Source organism: Pseudomonas sp. PSB18, assembly GCF_014596565.1.
Taxonomy (GTDB): domain Bacteria; phylum Pseudomonadota; class Gammaproteobacteria; order Pseudomonadales; family Pseudomonadaceae; genus Aquipseudomonas.
This window is the reverse complement of the sequence record NZ_NOIN01000003.1, coordinates 337,862-358,252: the sequence shown is the minus strand read 5'-3', so window position 1 is coordinate 358,252 and position 20,391 is coordinate 337,862. Positions and strand designations below refer to the sequence as shown.

The 20,391-nt window shown below is 60.1% G+C and carries 22 protein-coding genes and 1 tRNA gene; 18 read left to right on the top strand and 5 right to left on the bottom strand.

The window, feature by feature from the left end; translation table 11 throughout:
- Positions 1-170: 170 nt before the first annotated feature.
- The 4 genes from CGA22_RS09410 to CGA22_RS09395 form a co-directional block, all read right to left on the bottom strand.
- Positions 171-446, bottom strand: coding sequence for a hypothetical protein (locus tag CGA22_RS09410; protein ID WP_188258552.1), 276 nt, complete (start codon positions 444-446; stop codon positions 171-173).
- A complete protein-coding gene (locus CGA22_RS09405) occupies positions 443-1,423 on the bottom strand; it encodes an integrase domain-containing protein (protein WP_188258551.1) in 981 nt (326 codons plus the stop codon). The genes CGA22_RS09410 and CGA22_RS09405 overlap by 4 nt, the downstream gene beginning before the upstream one ends.
- A 987-nt stretch (positions 1,424-2,410) precedes the next feature.
- Positions 2,411-3,739, bottom strand: coding sequence for a tyrosine-type recombinase/integrase (locus tag CGA22_RS09400; RefSeq protein WP_027605406.1), 1,329 nt, complete (start codon positions 3,737-3,739; stop codon positions 2,411-2,413).
- A 162-nt stretch (positions 3,740-3,901) separates the two neighbouring features.
- A tRNA-Leu gene (locus CGA22_RS09395) sits at positions 3,902-3,986 on the bottom strand.
- A gap of 108 nt (positions 3,987-4,094) precedes the next feature.
- Between CGA22_RS09395 and queA the strand changes: the two genes are divergently transcribed.
- From queA to CGA22_RS09365, 6 genes are all read left to right on the top strand, one after another.
- On the top strand, positions 4,095-5,144 hold the full coding sequence (gene queA, locus CGA22_RS09390; protein WP_024777035.1) for a tRNA preQ1(34) S-adenosylmethionine ribosyltransferase-isomerase QueA: 1,050 nt from the start codon (positions 4,095-4,097) through the stop codon (positions 5,142-5,144).
- Positions 5,145-5,158: 14 nt separating this feature from the next.
- Positions 5,159-6,274 carry a tRNA guanosine(34) transglycosylase Tgt gene (tgt, locus tag CGA22_RS09385; RefSeq protein ID WP_162843649.1) on the top strand — a complete coding sequence of 372 codons (1,116 nt, stop codon included), beginning with the start codon at positions 5,159-5,161 and terminating at the stop codon, positions 6,272-6,274.
- A gap of 43 nt (positions 6,275-6,317) precedes the next feature.
- Positions 6,318-6,653 carry a preprotein translocase subunit YajC gene (yajC, locus tag CGA22_RS09380; protein WP_024777037.1) on the top strand — a complete coding sequence of 112 codons (336 nt, stop codon included), beginning with the start codon at positions 6,318-6,320 and terminating at the stop codon, positions 6,651-6,653.
- A gap of 65 nt (positions 6,654-6,718) precedes the next feature.
- Positions 6,719-8,587: a protein translocase subunit SecD gene (gene secD, locus CGA22_RS09375; RefSeq protein WP_041023396.1), complete on the top strand. Its 1,869-nt coding sequence runs from the start codon at positions 6,719-6,721 to the stop codon at positions 8,585-8,587.
- A gap of 9 nt (positions 8,588-8,596) precedes the next feature.
- Positions 8,597-9,511: a protein translocase subunit SecF gene (secF, locus tag CGA22_RS09370; protein ID WP_041023395.1), complete on the top strand. Its 915-nt coding sequence runs from the start codon at positions 8,597-8,599 to the stop codon at positions 9,509-9,511.
- A gap of 117 nt (positions 9,512-9,628) precedes the next feature.
- The gene (locus tag CGA22_RS09365) at positions 9,629-10,177 is read left to right on the top strand and encodes a glycine zipper 2TM domain-containing protein (protein ID WP_041023394.1); all 549 of its coding nucleotides are present in this window, start codon (positions 9,629-9,631) and stop codon (positions 10,175-10,177) included.
- 238 nt (positions 10,178-10,415) lie between these two features.
- Here the strand turns inward: CGA22_RS09365 and suhB are convergent, their stop codons facing one another.
- Positions 10,416-11,234 (bottom strand): inositol-phosphate phosphatase, encoded by an 819-nt coding sequence (gene suhB / locus CGA22_RS09360; RefSeq protein ID WP_041023393.1) that lies wholly within the window; start codon positions 11,232-11,234, stop codon positions 10,416-10,418.
- A 144-nt stretch (positions 11,235-11,378) separates the two neighbouring features.
- Between suhB and trmJ the strand changes: the two genes are divergently transcribed.
- The 12 genes from trmJ (at position 11,379) to rlmN (ending at position 20,389) form a co-directional block, all read left to right on the top strand.
- Positions 11,379-12,149, top strand: a complete 771-nt coding sequence (gene trmJ / locus CGA22_RS09355) for a tRNA (cytosine(32)/uridine(32)-2'-O)-methyltransferase TrmJ (RefSeq protein WP_041023392.1) — start codon at positions 11,379-11,381, stop codon at positions 12,147-12,149.
- A gap of 1 nt (position 12,150) precedes the next feature.
- Positions 12,151-12,927 carry a serine O-acetyltransferase gene (gene cysE, locus CGA22_RS09350; RefSeq protein ID WP_041023391.1) on the top strand — a complete coding sequence of 259 codons (777 nt, stop codon included), beginning with the start codon at positions 12,151-12,153 and terminating at the stop codon, positions 12,925-12,927.
- Positions 12,928-13,166: 239 nt separating this feature from the next.
- Positions 13,167-13,658: a Fe-S cluster assembly transcriptional regulator IscR gene (gene iscR, locus CGA22_RS09345; RefSeq protein ID WP_024777044.1), complete on the top strand. Its 492-nt coding sequence runs from the start codon at positions 13,167-13,169 to the stop codon at positions 13,656-13,658.
- A 50-nt stretch (positions 13,659-13,708) separates the two neighbouring features.
- Positions 13,709-14,923: an IscS subfamily cysteine desulfurase gene (locus tag CGA22_RS09340; RefSeq protein WP_024777045.1), complete on the top strand. Its 1,215-nt coding sequence runs from the start codon at positions 13,709-13,711 to the stop codon at positions 14,921-14,923.
- A 43-nt stretch (positions 14,924-14,966) separates the two neighbouring features.
- Complete coding sequence (gene iscU, locus CGA22_RS09335) at positions 14,967-15,353, top strand: Fe-S cluster assembly scaffold IscU (protein ID WP_003185157.1); 387 nt, start codon at positions 14,967-14,969, stop codon at positions 15,351-15,353.
- A 23-nt stretch (positions 15,354-15,376) separates the two neighbouring features.
- Positions 15,377-15,700, top strand: a complete 324-nt coding sequence (iscA, locus tag CGA22_RS09330; protein WP_024777046.1) for an iron-sulfur cluster assembly protein IscA — start codon at positions 15,377-15,379, stop codon at positions 15,698-15,700.
- Positions 15,701-15,708: 8 nt separating this feature from the next.
- Positions 15,709-16,230: a co-chaperone HscB gene (hscB, locus tag CGA22_RS09325; RefSeq protein ID WP_041023390.1), complete on the top strand. Its 522-nt coding sequence runs from the start codon at positions 15,709-15,711 to the stop codon at positions 16,228-16,230.
- A 50-nt stretch (positions 16,231-16,280) separates the two neighbouring features.
- Positions 16,281-18,143: a Fe-S protein assembly chaperone HscA gene (gene hscA, locus CGA22_RS09320; protein WP_188258550.1), complete on the top strand. Its 1,863-nt coding sequence runs from the start codon at positions 16,281-16,283 to the stop codon at positions 18,141-18,143.
- A gap of 3 nt (positions 18,144-18,146) precedes the next feature.
- On the top strand, positions 18,147-18,488 hold the full coding sequence (fdx, locus tag CGA22_RS09315; protein ID WP_008014719.1) for an ISC system 2Fe-2S type ferredoxin: 342 nt from the start codon (positions 18,147-18,149) through the stop codon (positions 18,486-18,488).
- Positions 18,489-18,501: 13 nt separating this feature from the next.
- Entirely contained in the window at positions 18,502-18,702 is a 201-nt protein-coding gene (gene iscX / locus CGA22_RS09310; RefSeq protein WP_041023388.1) for a Fe-S cluster assembly protein IscX, read from the top strand.
- An 88-nt stretch (positions 18,703-18,790) separates the two neighbouring features.
- On the top strand, positions 18,791-19,216 hold the full coding sequence (ndk, locus tag CGA22_RS09305; RefSeq protein WP_003185145.1) for a nucleoside-diphosphate kinase: 426 nt from the start codon (positions 18,791-18,793) through the stop codon (positions 19,214-19,216).
- 27 nt (positions 19,217-19,243) lie between these two features.
- The gene (gene rlmN / locus CGA22_RS09300; protein WP_041023387.1) at positions 19,244-20,389 is read left to right on the top strand and encodes a 23S rRNA (adenine(2503)-C(2))-methyltransferase RlmN; all 1,146 of its coding nucleotides are present in this window, start codon (positions 19,244-19,246) and stop codon (positions 20,387-20,389) included.
- Positions 20,390-20,391 lie beyond the last annotated feature (2 nt).

Genomic DNA, 20,391 nt, shown 5'->3' with positions numbered 1-20,391 from the left:
CCGGGACCGTGAGAAATTTTTAGTAGAGCTAACCCTACCTTATTTTTATCAGGCTGGCTCATTCGAGGAAGCCGATCAACAGTTTTCGTGCTTGGCCTGAAGCCCTTCCGAGTCACCCTCTAAGTTTGTAGATGCTGAGTCACCGTTTCTGGCCGTTTTCTGACCTTCGCTTAGGGGGTGAACTGCCAGGATTTTCCTAGACGATGAGTGAGTAATTGCATGGTCAGCAAATAGTAATAGCGCGTCGACTCAGTGCGCTGGTTTAGATGGTTATTCAAAAACCATGCAAGGTGTTTTCTCTGCCAAGTCCATGGATTGTCGCATTGCCAGCGCTCAGCGATCGCTGTTTGGATAGTCTTCGCCTGACGCAGGTGGCGTTGGCGTGTGGTGTGTGACCCGGTCAAGACGCCCGCCAGGAACAACTCCATATCGAATGGCTCACTCATGCTCGACCACCAATGTAAGCCGATACCACATCGATACGACCGTGCCCGAGTTCATCGCTGATTTGCACTCGTGCATCCTTATCTAGCCGTCGGTCGAGCTGATAGCAACGGCCACCGTTGACGGGCGCGGGATGATGGGTGATTTGCTCATAGCGCTCGCAAGCATAGGCCGCCCGCAATTCGTGGAAGCCTTTGAGGTTGTGCTTATGGAGGATGTCCCGTGCGGGTCGCACGATTCGCTGTTGGAAATCGAGGTAGCTTTCGTTCGGTGCAAGCAGGTTGCGACTACCGTCGGGCGAGATCTGTTCGGCAAACCTCAGTGCGTCACGAATATGATCATCTGCCGTAATCCTGCGAGGTGCCGAGGCACCTGAACGGCCACCTTTGGTGCCATCCTGGATGTTGATCTTGCCGTACTGTTCGGCCTCACGTTTTAGGCGTGGTAGGTCGGCCAAAATGGCCTCGCGTAAGCGCATGCCTGTGGCTCGGGCCAGCTGCACGATGGCAGCCGCGCGCGGCAGTTGGTATTCGCAGAGCGCCTCGACGATCCGCTTCACCTGTTCACGATCCTGGCCTTGCGGGGTTGCTGTGCGGACGGTTGTGCGCTGCAGTCCTAAAGCCTTGCTCGGACTCGACACCTTCACATACTGATCACCTCTCAGCGTGGCCATGGTCCGATTCACACTGGATAATCGGTTTTGCGCAGTCGCGATAGCGAGCTCACCTTGTTCAACTTGCTGGCGCAGATACCCGGCGTAGTCCAGCAAGGTCTGCCGATCAATTTGTCGCGCATCGTTAAACCCTGGTCCATCCTCCGACCGACACCAGCGTACAAACGCCTGCCAGCGATCACTGTGCGCCTTGACCGTGCCGTAATGCCCACCGCCGAACATGTCTTTCAACGCCTGCGGCCCGGCGTAGCTCAATTGCCGGCCATAGCCAAAATTGCGCCCATCCCGTTTACCGACCAGCGCCATGATCAAACTCCTCTCGAAGTCAAAACGTTGAAGCTTTTCCCCACGGCATCCCGCCAAGAATGTTGAGTGTTATCAGGGATCAAGGCCCCTGCGACCTGTGAGGGTTGTCCACTAACGCGGGACTGTCGGCTCTTTACGACCGGGAGCTTGGGCATCTCATGATCTGGCCTCCTGAACACCGTTACCGGTGGGCGGGTGGAGGCTGCACTGGCTGACGAGACCAGTGCCGCAGATCCTGAGTCAGGTGAAGGCAGTGAAGCGATGACCGGGGCATGCCTGACTGTCAGTCAGGTGCAGTCCATTCCGTAGGCTGCGGCACCATCATCTGCATCGCCGTTGCTGGTGACTTCGGTGTTTGTCACGCCGATTGTCACGAGGGGAAATGCCGCAAAGCCTTGTACGAGATGGGCTGCAGCAGCGGTAGGAGCGCCCGTCTCTTTCCGGAAGAAAGAGACGGGCGCAGGTTGGCGCAATGAAATGGCCAAGCGGATAGGTTGCTGCAGGGCAGCTACGAAGGGGTGTGAGTTGCCGCAGTGGGCACTCTGGTAGAAGTAGGCATCCATCACATCGCTGTGACTGTGCGAGCCGCCGGACGCTCATCGCACTTTGGGAGAACCACCACGGTGTGGCGTAGCCTTAAAGGTTCTGGCTACCTGAGTTGCTGTCAACGACAGCGCTTTGCCCGATCTTTTTTACGCCTGTGGATAATTCGGGTCAAGGCTCGAATTATCCGGAGTTCTGCGGCGGTGGGTGAAATTATCCACCGGTGGAAATCAGTAGTTTTCCACAGACAGCTTTATGGGCTTTAGATTTTTTAAGTGAGGTCCATCCAAGCAGGGCGGCTTTGCAGCCCTGTTTGGATGGACCCGCGTGGAAGGCTGGGCTGTGGAGATCTCACCGACTTACCAGTGTTGGAATGCGCCACGGTAGTTTTGCAAGGCGATGATGTTGTCGTCGACCGGGTCGAATTGGTGAGGCGTCACGTGATCACTGAGTCGCCGTTGAGTCTGTCTCGATAGGCAACTTTTGGAGGTGATCATCTTTGTGTGCATGGGATGCTGTTAGAGGCGGTGCAGAAGGGCGTGCGAGGAACTGATTAACGCGAGTATCAAATTGATCGCGAAGGTTGGCTGTAATGCCTTCTTTGAGGGCGTCGAGATAGTCTGCATACCACTGCATCATGATCCGACGTTGCGGCAGGTATAGGGCTTGATTGTACTCGCCAGAGATGCCGCCCTCGACGTGAGCCAGCTGGCTTTCGACATGGTCCTTCAGCCAGCCGTGTTCGCGCAGCAGCGTGCTTGCGGTATGACGAGTGCCATGGCTGACGAGTCGTCCTTTATAGCCGATCTTGGCGAACACCAGGTTGATCGTGTTTTCACTGATGACTGGCTGCTTTTCACCATTGCCTGGGAATAGATACCGACTGCGGCCAGTGCTTTGGTTCAGTTTGGTAAGCATGGCGATCAACTGATGAGGTAGAGGGCTGACGTAGTCTCTGCGCATCTTCATGCGGGCGGCCGGGATGGTCCATATCCCTTCCTCAAAATCGATTTCCTCCCATTTTGCGTAGCGAACCATGCCGGGGCGGCTCGCTGTCAGAATTGTCATCCATGATGCAATCCTCGCTGGTAGCCGGCTGGTGGTCTTGCTTAAGGCCCGGAGAAACTCAGGTAGTTCGTGTTCGTGCAGATGTGGGTAGTGTTGAGTGGGCGGTGGGGCTATCGCAATGGCATGGAGTTCGGAGGCTGGATTGTGTTCGCACAGGCCGCGTGCAATGGCTTGACTGAAAATCTGTTTCAGCCAGGTCCGGGTCTTGTCCGCAACATTGAAGGCGCCTCGTTTTTCGATGCAGGCCTGCAGTTTTGCGCAGTCGCTTCGCGTGATGAGCTCCAGTTGCTTCTCGCCGAGAGCGGGCAGTAGATCCTTATCGAGATAGTCGCGGATCTTCTTCAGCGTCGCGCTGCTGCGGCCGGAGTCCGATTTGAATTGATACCAGTACTCCGCGGCTCGCCTGAAGGTGTTGAGCCCGGCCTCCTGCTGTCGCAGTTTGTCATCGCGGCGTTTGGCGCCGGGGTTGGTGCCTTGCTTGAGTAGGTTGCGGCATTCTGCAGCTCGTTCACGGGCTTCCTGCAAGGAGATATGCGGATACACACCCAGTGACATGCGCGCCGCCCGCCCCTGATAGGTGTACCGGAAGTGCCAATACTTGCTGCCGTTGGGTTTCACCAGCAAGGCAAGACCCGAACTATCACTCAACGTGAACGGTCTGTCGGCAGGCTTGGACGCTTTGATTTGCAAGGCGGTCAATGGCATCGCTGTACACCTCCGGTTCTCGAACTGGAATATGTACAGAAAATGTACCAAAAAGAGGCTGGCTTGCAAGAGATGGTGGTGGAACCCCAGAGACCAAAAGCCCGCAGTTAGCGGGCTCTAGGGGTGTTACGTAGACGCTGGTAGTCGTCTATGTACTGCAAATGGTGCCCCGAGGGAGACTCGAACTCCCACTCCTTTCGAAAACGGATTTTGAATCCGCCGCGTCTACCAATTCCGCCATCAGGGCTCAATGGCGGCGAAGTATAGAGAGGTGCCTACCGTTGGTCAATCACGTTTCATGGTGAATTTTTGATATTTCCGCTAGACTTTCCGGCCCTGCTAGACGAACCCCATCATGCGTGTTGCTGACTTTACCTTCGAACTCCCGGATTCGCTGATCGCTCGCCACCCTCTGGCGGAGCGTCGCGCCAGTCGACTGTTGACCCTGGATGGGGTCAGCGGTGCCATGGCTCACCGTCAATTCACTGATTTGCTTGAGCATTTGCGCCCGGGCGACTTGATGGTGTTCAACAATACTCGCGTCATTCCCGCGCGGTTGTTTGGCCAGAAGGCCTCCGGCGGCAAGCTGGAGATTCTGGTGGAGCGGGTGCTGGACAGTCATCGTGTGCTGGCCCATGTGCGCTCCAGCAAGTCGCCCAAGCCGGGCTCGTCGATCTTGATCGACGGTGGCGGCGAGGCGGTGATGGTGGCGCGGCATGATGCGTTGTTCGAGCTCAAATTTGCCGAAGAGGTGTTGCCGCTGCTCGACCGTGTCGGGCATATGCCGTTGCCTCCTTATATAGACCGCCCGGACGAAGGTTCGGACCGCGAGCGCTATCAGACCGTGTACGCCGAGCGCCTGGGGGCGGTGGCGGCGCCGACGGCGGGGCTGCATTTCGATCAGCCGTTGCTGGAGGCGATTGCCGCCAAGGGCGTCGAGACCACGTTCGTGACGCTGCACGTCGGCGCCGGCACGTTCCAGCCGGTGCGGGTCGAGCGTATCGAGGATCACCACATGCACAGCGAATGGCTGGAAGTGAGCCAGGACGTGGTCGATGCCGTGGCGGCCTGTCGCGCCCGCGGCGGTCGGGTGGTGGCGGTGGGGACCACCAGCGTGCGGTCGCTGGAAAGCGCTGCCCGCGATGGCGTGCTCAAGCCGTTCAGTGGCGACACCGATATCTTCATCTACCCGGGCCGGCCGTTCCATGTGGTCGATGCCCTGGTCACCAATTTCCATTTGCCGGAATCCACGCTGTTGATGCTGGTTTCGGCGTTCGCCGGTTATCCCGAAGCCATGGCCGCCTACAAGGCCGCCGTCGAGCATGGTTACCGCTTTTTCAGCTACGGTGATGCGATGTTCATCACCCGTAACCCCGCGCCACGCGGGCCCGAGGAAACAGTATGAGTCGCACCTGTCGCATGTCCTTCGAGTTGCTGGCCACCGATGGCAAGGCGCGTCGCGGTCGCCTGACCTTCCCCCGCGGTACGGTGGAAACCCCGGCGTTCATGCCGGTGGGCACCTACGGCACGGTCAAGGGCATGCTGCCACGGGACATCGAGGCCATCGGCGCGGAGATCATCCTGGGCAACACCTTCCACCTGTGGCTGCGCCCGGGCATGGAAGTGATCAAGGCCCACGGCGACTTGCACGATTTCATGCAGTGGAAAGGCCCGATTCTGACCGACTCCGGCGGTTTCCAGGTGTTCAGCCTGGGCGCCATGCGCAAGATCAAGGAGGAGGGCGTGACCTTCGCCTCGCCGGTGGACGGTTCCAAGGTGTTCATGGGCCCGGAAGAGTCGATGCAGGTCCAGCGCGACCTGGGCTCGGACATCGTGATGATCTTCGACGAATGCACCCCGTACCCGGCCGATGAAGACGTCGCGCGGGTGTCCATGGAGCTGTCGTTGCGCTGGGCCCAGCGCTCCAAGAACGCCCATGGCGACAACACGGCGGCGCTGTTCGGTATCGTCCAGGGCGGCATGCACCAGGACCTGCGCATGCGCTCCCTCGAAGGCCTGGACAAGATCGGTTTCGACGGCCTGGCCATTGGCGGCCTGTCGGTGGGCGAACCCAAGCACGAAATGATCAAAGTGCTGGATTACCTGCCAGGCCAGATGCCCGCTGACAAACCTCGTTACCTTATGGGCGTTGGCAAACCGGAAGATCTGGTTGAGGGTGTGCGCCGCGGGGTGGACATGTTCGATTGCGTGATGCCAACCCGTAATGCCCGCAATGGGCATCTGTTCATCGACACGGGCGTGCTGAAGATCCGTAACGCGTTCCATCGCCATGATGATTCGCCGCTGGATCCGACCTGCGACTGCTACACGTGCAAGAACTTCTCCCGCGCTTATCTGCACCATTTGGACAAGTGCGGCGAAATGCTCGGTAGCATGCTGAATACGATCCACAATTTGCGCCATTACCAGGTGCTTATGGCTGGTTTGCGCGAGGCTATTCAACAGGGTACATTGGCCGCCTTCGTCGAGGCCTTCTATGCCAAGCGCGGGTTGCCTGTGCCGCCCTTGGACTGAGTTTTCCGATCCTAAGATTCAATACTTGCAACTGGAGTGCTAAATGAGCTTTTTTATCTCTAACGCCATGGCTGATGCCGCTGCTCCCGCAGCCGCGCCTATGGGTGGCGGTTTCGAGTGGATTTTCCTGGTCGGCTTCCTGGTCATCTTCTACCTGATGATCTGGCGTCCACAGGCCAAGCGCGCCAAAGAGCAGAAGAACCTGCTCGGCAGCCTGCAGAAGGGCGACGAAGTGGTGACCACTGGCGGTATCGCCGGCAAGATCACCAAAGTGGCCGACGATTTCGTGGTGCTGGAAGTGTCCGACACCGTTGAAATGAAGTTCCAGAAGGGCGCTATCGCGGCCACGCTGCCAAAAGGCACGCTGAAAGCGATCTAAGGTTTCAAACATCTCTTCAATCGACGGGGCGCGCAAGGCGCCCCGCGTCATAAGCGGGCGGCGTGATGCTGAACAAATACCCTCTGTGGAAATATGTACTGATCCTGGCGGTGCTGGCGGTCGGTCTGATTTATTCCGCTCCCAACCTCTACCCGGATGACCCGGCCATTCAGGTCAGTGGCGCAAGCACTGCCTTGCAGGTCACCCAGGCGGATCTGGACCGTGCGAGCGCGGCCCTCAAGACCTCCGGTATCGAAGTCAAGGCTGCGTCTGTTGCCGAAAATGGCAAGGGCGGCCTGTTGCGCCTGGTCAAGGCTGAAGACCAGCTGCCGGCCAAGGACGTGGTGCGCAAGGCGTTGGGCGACGAATACGTCGTGGCCCTGAACCTGGCCCAGACCACCCCGCAATGGCTGCGCAAATTCGGCGCGCATCCGATGAAGCTGGGCCTGGACTTGTCCGGCGGTGTGCACTTCCTGCTGGAAGTGGACATGGACAAAGCCCTCGACGCGCGGATGAAAGTCTACGAAGGCGACGTCAAGAGCCTGTTGCGTAAGGAGCGTGTGCGCTATCGCAGCCTGCCGGCCTTCAACGGTGCCATTCAGCTGGGCTTCAGTGATGAAGATACCCGCGAGCAGGCCCGTGCACTGGTCCGCAAGACCTTCAACGATTTCGACATTGTGCCGGCCGACCTCAATGGTCAACCGGTGCTGCGTCTGGCGATGACCCCGGCCAAGCTGGCGGAAATCCGCGAATACTCCATCAAGCAGAACTTGACCACCGTGCGTAACCGGGTCAACGAGCTGGGTGTGGCCGAACCGATCGTGCAGCGCCAGGGCGCCAACCGCATCGTGGTCGAGCTGCCGGGTGTGCAGGACACCGCCGAAGCCAAGCGTATCCTCGGCAAGACCGCCAACCTGGAGTTCCGCCTCGCGGCCGAGCCGGGTGCGTCCAAGGCCACTTCCGAAAGCTTCGAGTTCCGTGAGGGCAACCGCCCTGCGGCGCAGATCGAGCGCGGTCTGATCATCACCGGTGACCAGGTCACCGACGCCAAGGCGAGCTTCGACGAGCACGGTCGTCCACAGGTGAACATCCACCTCGACGGCCACGGCGGCGAACTGATGAGCCGCGCTACGCGCAGCAACGTCGGTCGCAGCATGGCGGTGATCTTCATCGAGCAGAAGCCGGTCACCACCTACACCAAGCAGGTGGTCGACGGCGTCGAGAAAGACGTTGCGGTGCAGGCGTTCAAGGAAGAGAAGAAGATCATCAGCCTGGCGACCATCCAGTCGCCACTGGGCAGTCAGTTCCGCATCACCGGCCTGAACGGCCAGGGTGAATCCTCCGAGCTGGCCCTGCTGCTGCGCGCCGGTGGCCTGGCTGCACCGATGTACTTCGCTGAAGAGCGCACCATCGGCCCGAGCCTGGGTGCGGACAACATCACCAAGGGTATCGATGCGTCGCTGTGGGGCATGCTGTTCGTGTCGCTGTTCATCATCGCCATCTACCGCTTCTTCGGCATCATCGCCACCGTCGCGCTGGCGGTGAACATGGTGATGCTGCTGGCCCTGATGTCGCTGCTGGGCGCCACGCTGACCCTGCCGGGTATCGCCGGTATCGTGTTGACCATGGGTATGGCGGTGGACGCCAACGTGCTGATCTTCTCGCGGATACGTGAAGAGATCGCCGCGGGCATGTCGATCCAGCGGGCAATCAACGAAGGCTTCGGCCGGGCATTCACCGCGATTCTCGACGCCAACCTGACCACGTTGCTGGTCGGCGGGATTCTCTTCGCCATGGGCACCGGCCCGGTCAAGGGCTTCGCAGTGACCATGTCCCTCGGGATCTTTACCTCGATGTTCACAGCCATCATGGTGACCCGCGCAATGGTCAACCTGATCTTTGGCGGTCGTGACTTCAAGAAGTTGTGGATTTAAGGGGCTGCCATGTTACGTACAATCAACTTCATGGGCGTTCGCAACTTCGCGTTCGGCGTCACATTGTTCCTCACTGCACTGGCGTTGTTCAGCTGGGCCACCAAGGGTCTGAACTACGGCCTGGACTTCACCGGCGGTACGCTCATCGAGCTGACCTACGAGCGTCCGGCCGACGTGACCAAGGTGCGTGAGCAACTGGCAACGTCCGGTTACCACGAAGCCATCGTGCAGAGCTTCGGCGCAACCACCGACCTGCTGGTGCGCATGCCGGGTGAAGACCCGCAACTGGGTCACCAGGTTGCCGATGCCTTGCAGAAGGCCGGTGGCGACAACCCGGCGAAGGTCAAGCGTGTCGAGTTCGTGGGCCCGCAAGTGGGTGAAGAGCTGCGCGACCAGGGCGGCCTCGGCATGCTGATGGCGCTGGGCGGCATCCTGATCTACCTGGCCTTCCGCTTTCAGTGGAAGTTCGCGGTGGGCGCCATTGTCTCGTTGATCCACGACGTGGCCGTGACCGTGGGTATCCTGTCGTTCTTCCAGATCACCTTCGACCTGACGGTGCTGGCGGCGGTGCTGGCGATCATCGGTTACTCGCTCAACGACACCATCGTGGTGTTCGACCGGGTGCGTGAGAACTTCCGCGTGCTGCGCAAGGCCTCGTTGATCGAGAACATCAACATCTCGACCACCCAGACCCTGCTGCGGACCATGGCGACGTCGATCTCCACCTTGCTGGCGATTGCCGCGCTGCTGTTCTTTGGTGGTGACAACCTGTTCGGTTTCTCCATTGCGCTGTTTGTCGGTGTATTGGCGGGTACCTACTCGTCGATCTACATCGCCAACGTGGTGCTGATCTGGCTGAACCTGAACTCCGAGGACCTGATTCCTCCGGCGGCCACCGAAACGGAAGTGGACGACCGCCCCTAAGGCTCGTCGCTCCGTCCGTCACCGCTGAAAAGGCGCGAGTTGAACTCGCGCCTTTTTTTATGCTCCAAGGCTGGGAGAAGCGCGGATTATTCCGCTGGTGATGGCCAGGAGGTTCAAGTGAACAAATCGATGCTGGTTGGTGCGGTATTGGGTGCTGTCGGTGTAACTGCCGGTGGTGCGGTCGCGACCTACAGCTTGGTGAAAAGTGGTCCTGAGTATGCACAGGTACTGGCAGTAGAGCCGGTCAAGACTCAGATCAAAACCCCGCGTGAAGTCTGCAAGGACGTCACCGTGACCCGGCAGAAGCCGGTCCAGGATCAACATCAGATCGCCGGTACTGTGTTGGGCGCCGTGGCGGGTGGCCTGTTGGGTAATCAGATCGGCGGCGGCACCGGCAAGAAAATCGCCACCGTGGCGGGTGCGGCCGGTGGCGGTTATGCCGGTAACAAGATTCAGGAAGGCATGCAGGAACGTGACACGTACACCACCACGCAAACGCGCTGCAACACTGTCAATGACATCAGCGACAAAGTGGTCGGCTACGACGTGCGCTACATGCTCGACGGCAAGGAAGGCAAGGTCCGCATGGACCGCGACCCGGGCAACCAGATCCCGGTGAACAAGGAAGGCCAACTGATCCTGGGCCAGAACCAACCAGCCCAGTGATCCAACCGCTATGAAAAAAGCACCCTTCGGGGTGCTTTTTTTACGCCTGAATTCTGGGCTGTAGATCGTTCCCACGCTCTGTGTGGGAATGCATCCCGTGACGCTCTGCGTCACCTTCGAAAAGCGGAACGCGGAGCGTCCCTGGCGGCGTTCCCACGCGGAGCGTGGGAACGATCAATTACCGAAATTCAGGCATAAAAAAAGCACCCCGAAGGGTGCTTTTCTGTAACCGAGGCGCTTAACGCTTCAGCGAGTGCGGCAGGTGTGGCTGGATGGCTGTCAGAACAGCCTTGAAGCACTTGGTGTTGCCGGCAACGATATGGCCTTTTTCAAGGAAATCGTGGCCGCCGGTAAAGTCGCTCACCAAGCCACCTGCTTCCTGGATCAGCAGGGCGCCCGCTGCCATGTCCCATTCGGACAGGCCCGACTCCCAGAATGCATCGAAACGACCCGCCGCCACGTAAGCCAGGTCCAGGCTCGCGGCACCGGCGCGGCGGATACCGGCGGTCTGACCGACCAGGGCGCGGAACATGCCCAGGTAGTTGTCCAGGTTGTCCATCTGGTCATCGCGGAACGGGAAGCCGGTACCCAGCAGGGCGCCATCCAGGCTGGTGCGGCCGCTGACGCGCAGACGGCGACCGTTCAGTTGGGCGCCACGGCCACGGCTGGCGGTGAATTCTTCCTGGCGAACCGGATCCAGCACGACGGCGTGTTCCAGGCGGCCACGGTATTTGCAGGCGATGCTGACGGCGAAGTGAGGAATGCCGCGCAGGAAGTTGGTGGTGCCGTCCAGCGGATCGATGATCCACAGGTACTCTTCACCTTCAATGCCGGTGCCGGCGTGCATACCGGTCTCTTCACCCATGATCGAGTGGTTCGGGTAAGCCTTGCGCAGGGCATCGACGATTTTCTGTTCGGCGGCACGATCAACCTCGGACACATAGTCCTTGGCGTCTTTTTCATCGACCTTGATGGTATCCAGGCGCTCGATGGAGCGGAAGATCAGTTCACTGGCGCTGCGGGCGGCGCGCAGCGCGATATTCAGCATGGGCTGCATGGATGTGTCACCTAAGGTTGTTAAAGAAAGCCGCGCATTCTATCAGAAAGTTTTCTCAGGAGAAGGTTGGCGTTCGCTTTCATAGCTTAACGGTAGGTGCTTATGTAAGATTTGCTCCCTTTATCGTGTTCGAGAGCGCCTCCCTTGTTGCAGAACATTCGTGTCGTCCTGGTCAATACCAGCCATCCGGGCAATATCGGCGGAGCTGCGCGGGCCATGAAGAACATGGGCCTGTCGCGGCTGGTGCTGGTCGAGCCTCGCTTGTTTCCCCATCACGAAGCCGACGCCCGGGCCTCCGGCGCCGGTGACATCCTGGCCGGTGCGCAGGTCGTCGCCACCCTGGAAGACGCCCTGGTGGGCTGCAACCTGGTGCTCGGCACCAGCGCCCGCGATCGCCGCATTCCCTGGCCCATGCTTGACCCCCGCGAGTGCGGGACGAAAGTGGTCGAGGAAGCCGCGCAGGGTATCGAAATCGCACTGGTGTTCGGCCGTGAAGACTCCGGCCTGACCAACGACGAGCTGCATCGATGTCACTTTCACGTGCATATCCCTTCCGACCCCGGATTCAGTTCCCTGAACCTCGGGGCGGCGGTGCAGGTATTGAGCTATGAAGTGCGCATGGCCTGGCTGGCAGCCGAAGGCAAGCCGAGCAAGGTCGAAAAATATGAGGCGACGTCGCCGCGCAGTGAGACACTGGCGACCATGGACGAACTGGAGCGATTCTATGAACACCTGGAACAGACCCTGGTGGACATCGAGTTCCTCGACCCGGACAAGCCTCGGCACTTGATGGCGCGCCTGCGTCGGTTGTACGGACGAAGCTCGGTCAGCCGGGCGGAGATGAATATATTGCGCGGCATCCTCACGGAAACCCAGAAAGCGGCCCGTGGCGAGCTGATTAAGCGGAAGGATTAAAATGTTCGATCGTTTGCGTGAAGATATCCAAAGCGTTTTCCATCGTGACCCGGCGGCGCGCAACGCTTTTGAAGTACTGACCTGCTACCCGGGGATGCATGCCATCTGGATCCATCGCTTGTCCGGTGCGTTGTGGGGCATGGGCTGGAAGTGGTTGGCGCGGCTGGTGTCCAACTTCGGGCGCTGGCTGACCGGGATCGAGATCCATCCGGGGGCCAAGGTCGGTCGCCGGTTCTTCATCGACCACGGCATGGGCATCGTCATTGGCGAAACCGCCGAGATCGGCGATGACGTGACCCTGTACCAGGGCGTGACCCTGGGCGGCACCAGCTGGAACAAGGGCAAGCGTCACCCGACCCTGGGTGATGGCGTGGTGGTTGGCGCGGGCGCCAAGGTGCTCGGTCCGTTTACCGTGGGGGCGGGGGCGAAGGTCGGCTCCAACGCCGTGGTTACCAAAGCCGTGCCGCCTGGCGCGACCGTGGTGGGTATTCCGGGGCGGATCATTATCAAGTCCGATGACGAGCAGGACGCCCGGCGCAAGGCCATGGCCGAGAAAATCGGCTTCGATGCCTACGGTGTCGGCGAAGACATGCCCGACCCGGTCGCCCGCGCCATCAACCAGCTGCTCGATCATCTGCAGGCCGTCGACGGACGCCTGGAGGGGATGTGCGGCGCCCTGAAGGACCTGGGCAGTAATTATTGTGCCAAGGACCTGCCTGAACTGCGCGAGGAAGATTTCGCGTGCGTGAAGGACAAGGATCAGAGCCAGGTCGGCTGACCGAGGCGTCTGCATCGCGGGCAAGCCTTGCTCCCACAGAGGTCTCCACTGGGTCTGTGGGAGCAAGGCTTGCCCGCGATAAACGATAACGCGGTATCGCTGGTCCCCGGCGATCCCCCTTTGCTATCATGCGCGCGCTCTTTCGCGGGTAAACCCGAGTATCCCACTAGGTCTTATAGTTGACTTAATTACTCGGGAATTGCATACTCGCCCCATTCCGAACTCCGTGGTAATTGTCCATGCGACTGACTACAAAAGGCCGATACGCCGTGACCGCAATGCTGGATCTGGCATTGCATGCGCAGCACGGGCCGGTGTCCCTGGCCGATATCTCCGAACGCCAGGGCATTTCCCTGTCTTACCTTGAACAACTGTTCGCCAAGCTGCGTCGCAGCAATCTGGTGTCCAGCGTGCGTGGTCCCGGTGGCGGCTATCAGCTGTCGCGCGACATGCAAGGCATCCAGGTCGCCCAGGTGATCGATGCGGTGAACGAATCGGTCGATGCGACCAAATGCCAGGGGTTGGGCGACTGCCATGGCGGCGATACGTGCCTGACCCACCATCTGTGGTGCGACTTGAGCCTGCAGATCCACGAGTTTCTGAGCGGTATCAGCTTGGCTGACCTTGTCACCCGCCGTGAGGTGCAGGAAGTAGCCCAGCGTCAGGACCAGCGCCGTTGCAATGGCAAGGCGCCGCACCTGGACAAGATTGAAGCGTCCGCCGTCGAATGACTGCCGCAGAGCAAGCGGAACGCCAGCCAGCCTGATTTAGGAGAGAGTCCATGAAATTGCCGATTTACCTTGATTACTCTGCGACCACCCCGGTTGACCCGCGTGTCGCGCAGAAAATGAGTGAATGCCTGCTGGTCGACGGAAACTTCGGTAACCCGGCGTCCCGCTCCCACGTGTTCGGCTGGAAGGCCGAGGAGTCGGTCGAGAACGCCCGTCGCCAGGTCGCCGACCTGGTCAACGCCGACCCGCGTGAAATCGTCTGGACCTCCGGTGCCACCGAGTCTGACAACCTGGCAATCAAGGGTGTCGCGCACTTCTATCACACCAAGGGCAAGCACCTGATCACCTCCAAGATCGAGCACAAGGCGGTCCTGGACACCACGCGCCAACTGGAGCGTGAAGGTTTCGAAGTCACCTACATCGAGCCTGGCGAAGACGGCCTGATCACCCCGGCCATGGTCGAAGCCGCTCTGCGCGATGACACCATCCTGGTGTCGATCATGCACGTGAACAACGAAATCGGCACCGTCAACGACATCGAAGCCATCGGCGAACTGACCCGTTCCCGCGGCGTCCTGTTCCACGTCGACGCGGCCCAGTCCACCGGTAAGGTCGACATCGACCTGTCGAAGCTCAAAGTCGACCTGATGTCGTTCTCTGCCCACAAGACCTACGGCCCTAAAGGTATCGGCGCGCTGTACGTGAGCCGCAAGCCGCGTGTTCGCCTCGAAGCGACCATGCACGGCGGCGGTCACGAGCGTGGCATGCGTTCCGGCACCCTGGCGACCCACCAGATCGTCGGCATGGGCGAAGCCTTCCGCGTGGCCAAGGAAGACATGGCCGCCGAGAACGTGCGCATCAAAGCCCTGAGCGACCGTTTCTTCAAGCAGGTCGAGCACCTGGAAGAGCTCTACGTCAACGGCAGCATGACCGCTCGCGTACCGCACAACCTGAACTTGAGCTTCAACTACGTTGAGGGCGAGTCGCTGATCATGGCGCTCAAGGATCTGGCCGTGTCGTCCGGTTCGGCGTGCACCTCGGCGTCCCTCGAGCCTTCGTATGTACTGCGCGCCCTGGGTCGCAACGACGAACTGGCTCACAGCTCGATCCGCTTCACCTTCGGCCGCTTCACCACCGAAGAAGAAATCGATTACGCCGCGCAGAAAGTCTGCGAGGCCGTCACCAAGCTGCGCGCACTGTCGCCGCTGTGGGACATGTACAAAGACGGCGTCGACATTTCGAAAATCGAATGGGCGGCGCACTGAGAAGTCGCCACCAGAGCGACTCCACTGATGAGGATTGAAGCAAATGGCATATAGCGAAAAGGTCATCGACCACTACGAGAACCCGCGCAACGTCGGCAAGATGGACGCGCAGGATCCTGATGTCGGCACCGGTATGGTCGGCGCGCCGGCGTGCGGCGACGTGATGCGTCTGCAGATCAAGGTCAACGAGCAAGGCATCATCGAAGATGCCAAGTTCAAGACCTACGGCTGCGGTTCGGCCATTGCGTCCAGCTCCCTGGCCACCGAGTGGATGAAGGGCAAGACCCTCGATGAAGCCGAAACCATCAAGAACACCCAGCTGGCCGAAGAACTGGCCCTGCCGCCAGTGAAAATCCACTGCTCGGTACTCGCTGAAGACGCCATCAAGGCCGCTGTTCGCGACTACAAGCAGAAGAAAGGCTTGATCTGAACCGCGACAGGTAAGGAGTTTTCATGGCTATCCAGATGACAGAAGCAGCCGCCAGGCACATACAGCGCTCCCTCGCGGGACGCGGCAAGGGCGAGGGCATCCGCCTGGGTGTTCGCACAACGGGTTGTTCCGGCCTCGCCTATGTACTGGAGTTCGTCGATGAAGTCGGCGAAGACGATCAGGTGTTCGAAAGTCATGGTCAGAAAGTGATCATCGATCCGAAGAGCCTGACGTACCTGGACGGCACTGAGCTGGATTTCGTCAAGGAAGGGTTGAACGAAGGCTTCAAGTTCAACAACCCCAACGTGCGCGGTGAATGTGGCTGCGGCGAAAGCTTCAACATCTGAGGCGGCTCGTGGGTACTCCTTGTCATTTTGCTTTGTTTCAGGTGCAGCCGGGTTTCAGCCTGGATCTCGATGAGCTGTCTGCGCGTTATCTCGAGCTGGCCCGAGGCGTTCATCCGGACCGCTTCGCGGACGCCTCCGAGGCCGAGCAGCGGCGGGCGCTCGAGCAGTCCGCGAACCTCAACGAGGCCTACCAGACGCTCAAGAACCCGGCCAAGCGCGCGCGATACCTGCTGGCCATCAGCGGTCATGAGCTGCCCCTGGAAGTCACGGTGCACGATCCCGAGTTTCTTCTGCAGCAGATGCAGTGGCGCGAAGAGCTCGAAGACCTGCAGGACAGTGCCGACCTGGCGGGTGTCGCCGCGTTCAAGCGCCGCTTGAAGGACGCCCAGCAAACCCTGAACGAAAGCTTCGCAGCCTGCTGGAACGATGCCGCGCAACGCGAACAGGCCGAACGCCTGATGCGGCGCATGCAGTTCCTCGACAAGCTCACCTACGAAGTGCGCCAGCTAGAAGAGCGCCTCGACGATTAACCCAGTGCCGCTCCGGTCGCACGCCTGATTACAGATAAGTCCTGATTACGATGGCCCTACTGCAGATCGCCGAACCCGGCCAAAGTCCTCAACCGCACCAGCGTCGCCTGGCTGTGGGAATCGACTTGGGTACCACCAATTCCCTGGTCGCTGCGTTGCGCAGCGGTCTTTCCGAGCCGCTGGCCGATGAGCAGGGGCGGGTGATCCTGCCGTCCGCCGTCCGCTACCACGCCGACCGTATCGAAGTGGGCGAGTCGGCCAAGCTCGCCGCGGCGACCGATCCGCTGAACACCATCGTCTCGGTCAAGCGCCTGATGGGGCGTGGCCTGTCCGACGTCAAGCAATTGGGCGATCAACTGCCGTACCGCTTCGTCGGCGGCGAGTCTCACATGCCGTTCATCGAAACCGTGCAGGGCCCGAAAAGCCCGGTGGAAGTGTCGGCCGACATCCTCAAGGTCCTGCGTCAACGCGCCGAAGCGGCGTTGGGTGGTGAACTGGTGGGTGCGGTCATCACCGTCCCGGCCTATTTCGATGACGCCCAGCGCCAAGCCACCAAGGACGCGGCCAAACTGGCCGGCCTGAACGTGCTGCGCCTGCTCAACGAGCCGACCGCCGCTGCGGTGGCGTATGGTCTGGACCAGCACGCCGAAGGTCTGGTTGCCATCTATGACCTGGGCGGCGGTACCTTTGATATCTCGATTCTGCGCCTGACCGGCGGTGTTTTCGAAGTCCTGGCCACCGGCGGCGACAGCGCCCTGGGCGGCGATGACTTCGACCACGCCATCGCCGGCTGGATCATCGAGCAGGCGGGCCTGTCCGCCGACCTTGATCCGGGAGCGCAACGTCACCTGCTGCAAACCGCCTGTGCCGCCAAGGAAGCCCTGACCGACGCCGCGACTGTCGAGGTCGTCTACGGTGACTGGAAGGCCTCCCTAAGCCGCGAAGCTTTCAATGCGCTGATCGAACCTATGGTCGCCCGCAGCCTCAAGGCTTGCCGCCGCGCCGTGCGCGATTCTGGCGTCGAGCTCGAAGACGTCAAGGCCGTTGTCATGGTCGGCGGCTCGACCCGTGTGCCGCGGGTTCGCGAAGCCGTAGCCGAGGCCTTTGGTCGTCAGCCGCTGACTGAAATCGACCCGGACCAAGTGGTCGCCATCGGCGCCGCGATCCAGGCCGATACCCTGGCCGGCAACAAGCGCGACGGCGGCGAACTGCTGTTGCTCGACGTGATTCCGCTGTCCCTGGGTCTGGAAACCATGGGTGGCCTGATGGAGAAGGTGATTCCGCGCAACACCACCATCCCCGTCGCCCGCGCCCAGGATTTCACCACCTATAAAGACGGCCAGTCGGCCATGATGATCCACGTGCTGCAAGGCGAGCGGGAACTCATCAGCGACTGCCGCTCCCTGGCGCGCTTCGAATTGCGCGGCATCCCGGCCATGGTCGCCGGGGCGGCGAAAATCCGTGTGACCTTCCAGGTCGATGCCGACGGCCTGCTCAATGTCTCTGCCCGCGAACTGGGTTCGGGCGTCGAGGCCAGCATTCAGGTCAAGCCTTCCTATGGCCTGACCGACGGCGAAATCGCCCGGATGCTCAAGGATTCGTTCCAGTATGCCGGTGACGACAAGGTGGCCCGCGTGCTGCGCGAGCAACAGGTCGACGCCCAGCGCCTGATCGAAGCCGTGCAAGGCGCCCTCGAGGCCGACGGCGAGCGCCTGCTGGACGCGGAAGAACGCATGGTCATCGAAATGCAGATGCAGGAATTGTCCGAATTGATCAAGGGCACCGATGGCCATGCCATCGAGCAGCAGACCAAGCGTCTGTCGCAAGTCACCGATGCCTTTGCCGCCCGCCGCCTGGATTCGACGGTCAAAGCCGCCCTGGCGGGGCGTAACCTGAATGAGATCGAGGAGTAATAGATGCCGCAGGTGATTTTTTTACCCCACGAGAAGTTCTGCCCCGAGGGCATGGTGGTGGAGGCCGAACCTGGGATTTCCATCCTCGAGCTCGCCCATGAACACCATATCGAGATGGAAAGTGCCTGCGGCGGCGTCTGTGCCTGCACCACTTGTCATTGCATCATCCGTGAAGGGTTCGATTCGCTGGAAGAAGCGGACGAACTGGAAGAAGATTTCCTCGACCGGGCCTGGGGCCTGGAAGCGCAATCGCGCCTGGGTTGTCAGGCCATCGTCGGTACGGAAGACCTGACCGTCGAGATCCCGAAATATTCGCTTAACCATGCGGCTGAAGCGCCGCACTGATGGTGAGACTGTCATGAGCTATGGTTGGAATGATGTACAACGCATCGCTGAAGAGTTGGCTGAGGCCCACCAGGGGCTCGATCCATACACTGTAGGTTTCGTCCGTCTGCAGCAGATGATCCTGGATCTGCCTGACTTTGATCCCACCTCTGGCCGAGTCGGCGAGAAGGTGTTGGAAGCGGTTCAGGAGCTCTGGGCCAAAGAATTGGACTGATTGTCTCGCAGGTTAGGCAATACCCATGAACCCGCGTATAATTCGCGGGTTTAATTTTTCGCACATTACCGTTTCTGGAGTTACACCCATGGCTGTTCAACGTACTTTCTCCATCATCAAGCCTGACGCCGTTGCTAAAAACGTGATCGGCAAGATCGTGACCCGCTTCGAAGACGCTGGCCTGCGCGTCGTCGCTTCGAAAATGAAGCAACTGTCCAAGGCCGAAGCCGAAGGCTTCTACGCTGAGCACAGCGAGCGCGGTTTCTTCGGTGAGCTGGTTGCGTTCATGACTTCCGGTCCGGTTGTCGTTCAGGTGCTGGAAGGCGAAAACGCCATCGCTCGCAACCGTGAGCTGATGGGCGCTACCAACCCTAAAGAAGCCGCTGCCGGTACCATCCGCGCTGACTTCGCCGAGTCCATCGACGCCAACGCCGTCCACGGTTCGGACTCCGAAGCCGCTGCTGCTCGCGAAATCGCCTACTTTTTCGCCGCTACTGAAGTAACCGCTCGCTAAGTAAAGCTTGTGAGTGAGGGTGAGACCATGACTGCATCGATCGGCAAGATTAACCTGTTGGGCTTGACCCAGCCGGAAATGGAGAAATTCTTCGACTCAATCGGGGAGAAGCGTTTCCGTGCCGGTCAGGTAATGAAATGGATTCACCACTTTGGCGTCGACGATTTCGACGCCATGACGAATGTCGGCAAGGCCTTGCGTGAAAAACTCAAGGCCGTTGCCGAGATTCGCGGCCCCGAAGTGGTCAGCGAGGACATTTCCAGCGACGGCACCCGCAAATGGGTGGTGCGCGTGGCGTCCGGCAGTTGCGTCGAGACCGTCTACATTCCCCAGGGCAAGCGCGGCACCTTGTGCGTTTCGTCCCAGGCAGGCTGTGCCCTGGATTGCAGTTTCTGCTCCACCGGCAAGCAAGGCTTCAACAGCAACCTCACCGCCGCCGAAGTGATCGGCCAGGTGTGGATTGCCAACAAATCCTTTGGCAGCGTCCCGGCGACCGTCGACCGTGCCATCACCAACGTGGTGATGATGGGCATGGGTGAGCCGCTGCTGAACTTCGACAACGTCGTGTCCGCCATGCACCTGATGATGGACGACCTGGGCTACGGCATTTCCAAGCGCCGCGTGACCCTGTCCACGTCCGGCGTGGTGCCGATGATCGATGAGCTGGCCAAGCACATCGACGTCTCCCTGGCGTTGTCGCTGCACGCACCCAATGACGCATTGCGTAACCAATTGGTGCCGATCAACAAGAAGTATCCGCTTAAGATGCTGCTGGAGTCGTGCCAGCGCTACATGTCAGCCTTGGGCGAAAAGCGCGTGCTGACCATCGAGTACACCCTGCTCAAGGATGTGAACGACAAGGTCGAGCATGCGGTCGAGATGATCGAACTGCTCAAGAACATCCCGTGCAAGATCAACCTGATCCCGTTCAACCCGTTCCCGCACTCCGGTTACGAGCGTCCGAGCAACAACGCGATCCGTCGCTTCCAGGATCAGCTTCATCACGCGGGCTTCAACGTGACCGTGCGCACCACCCGCGGCGAAGACATCGATGCCGCCTGTGGTCAATTGGTCGGGCAGGTGCTGGACCGCACCCGTCGCAGCGAACGCTACATTGCCGTGCGCGAGTTGAACGCGACCGACGATGTGCAGAACGCTGCGAACGGTCACTAAGA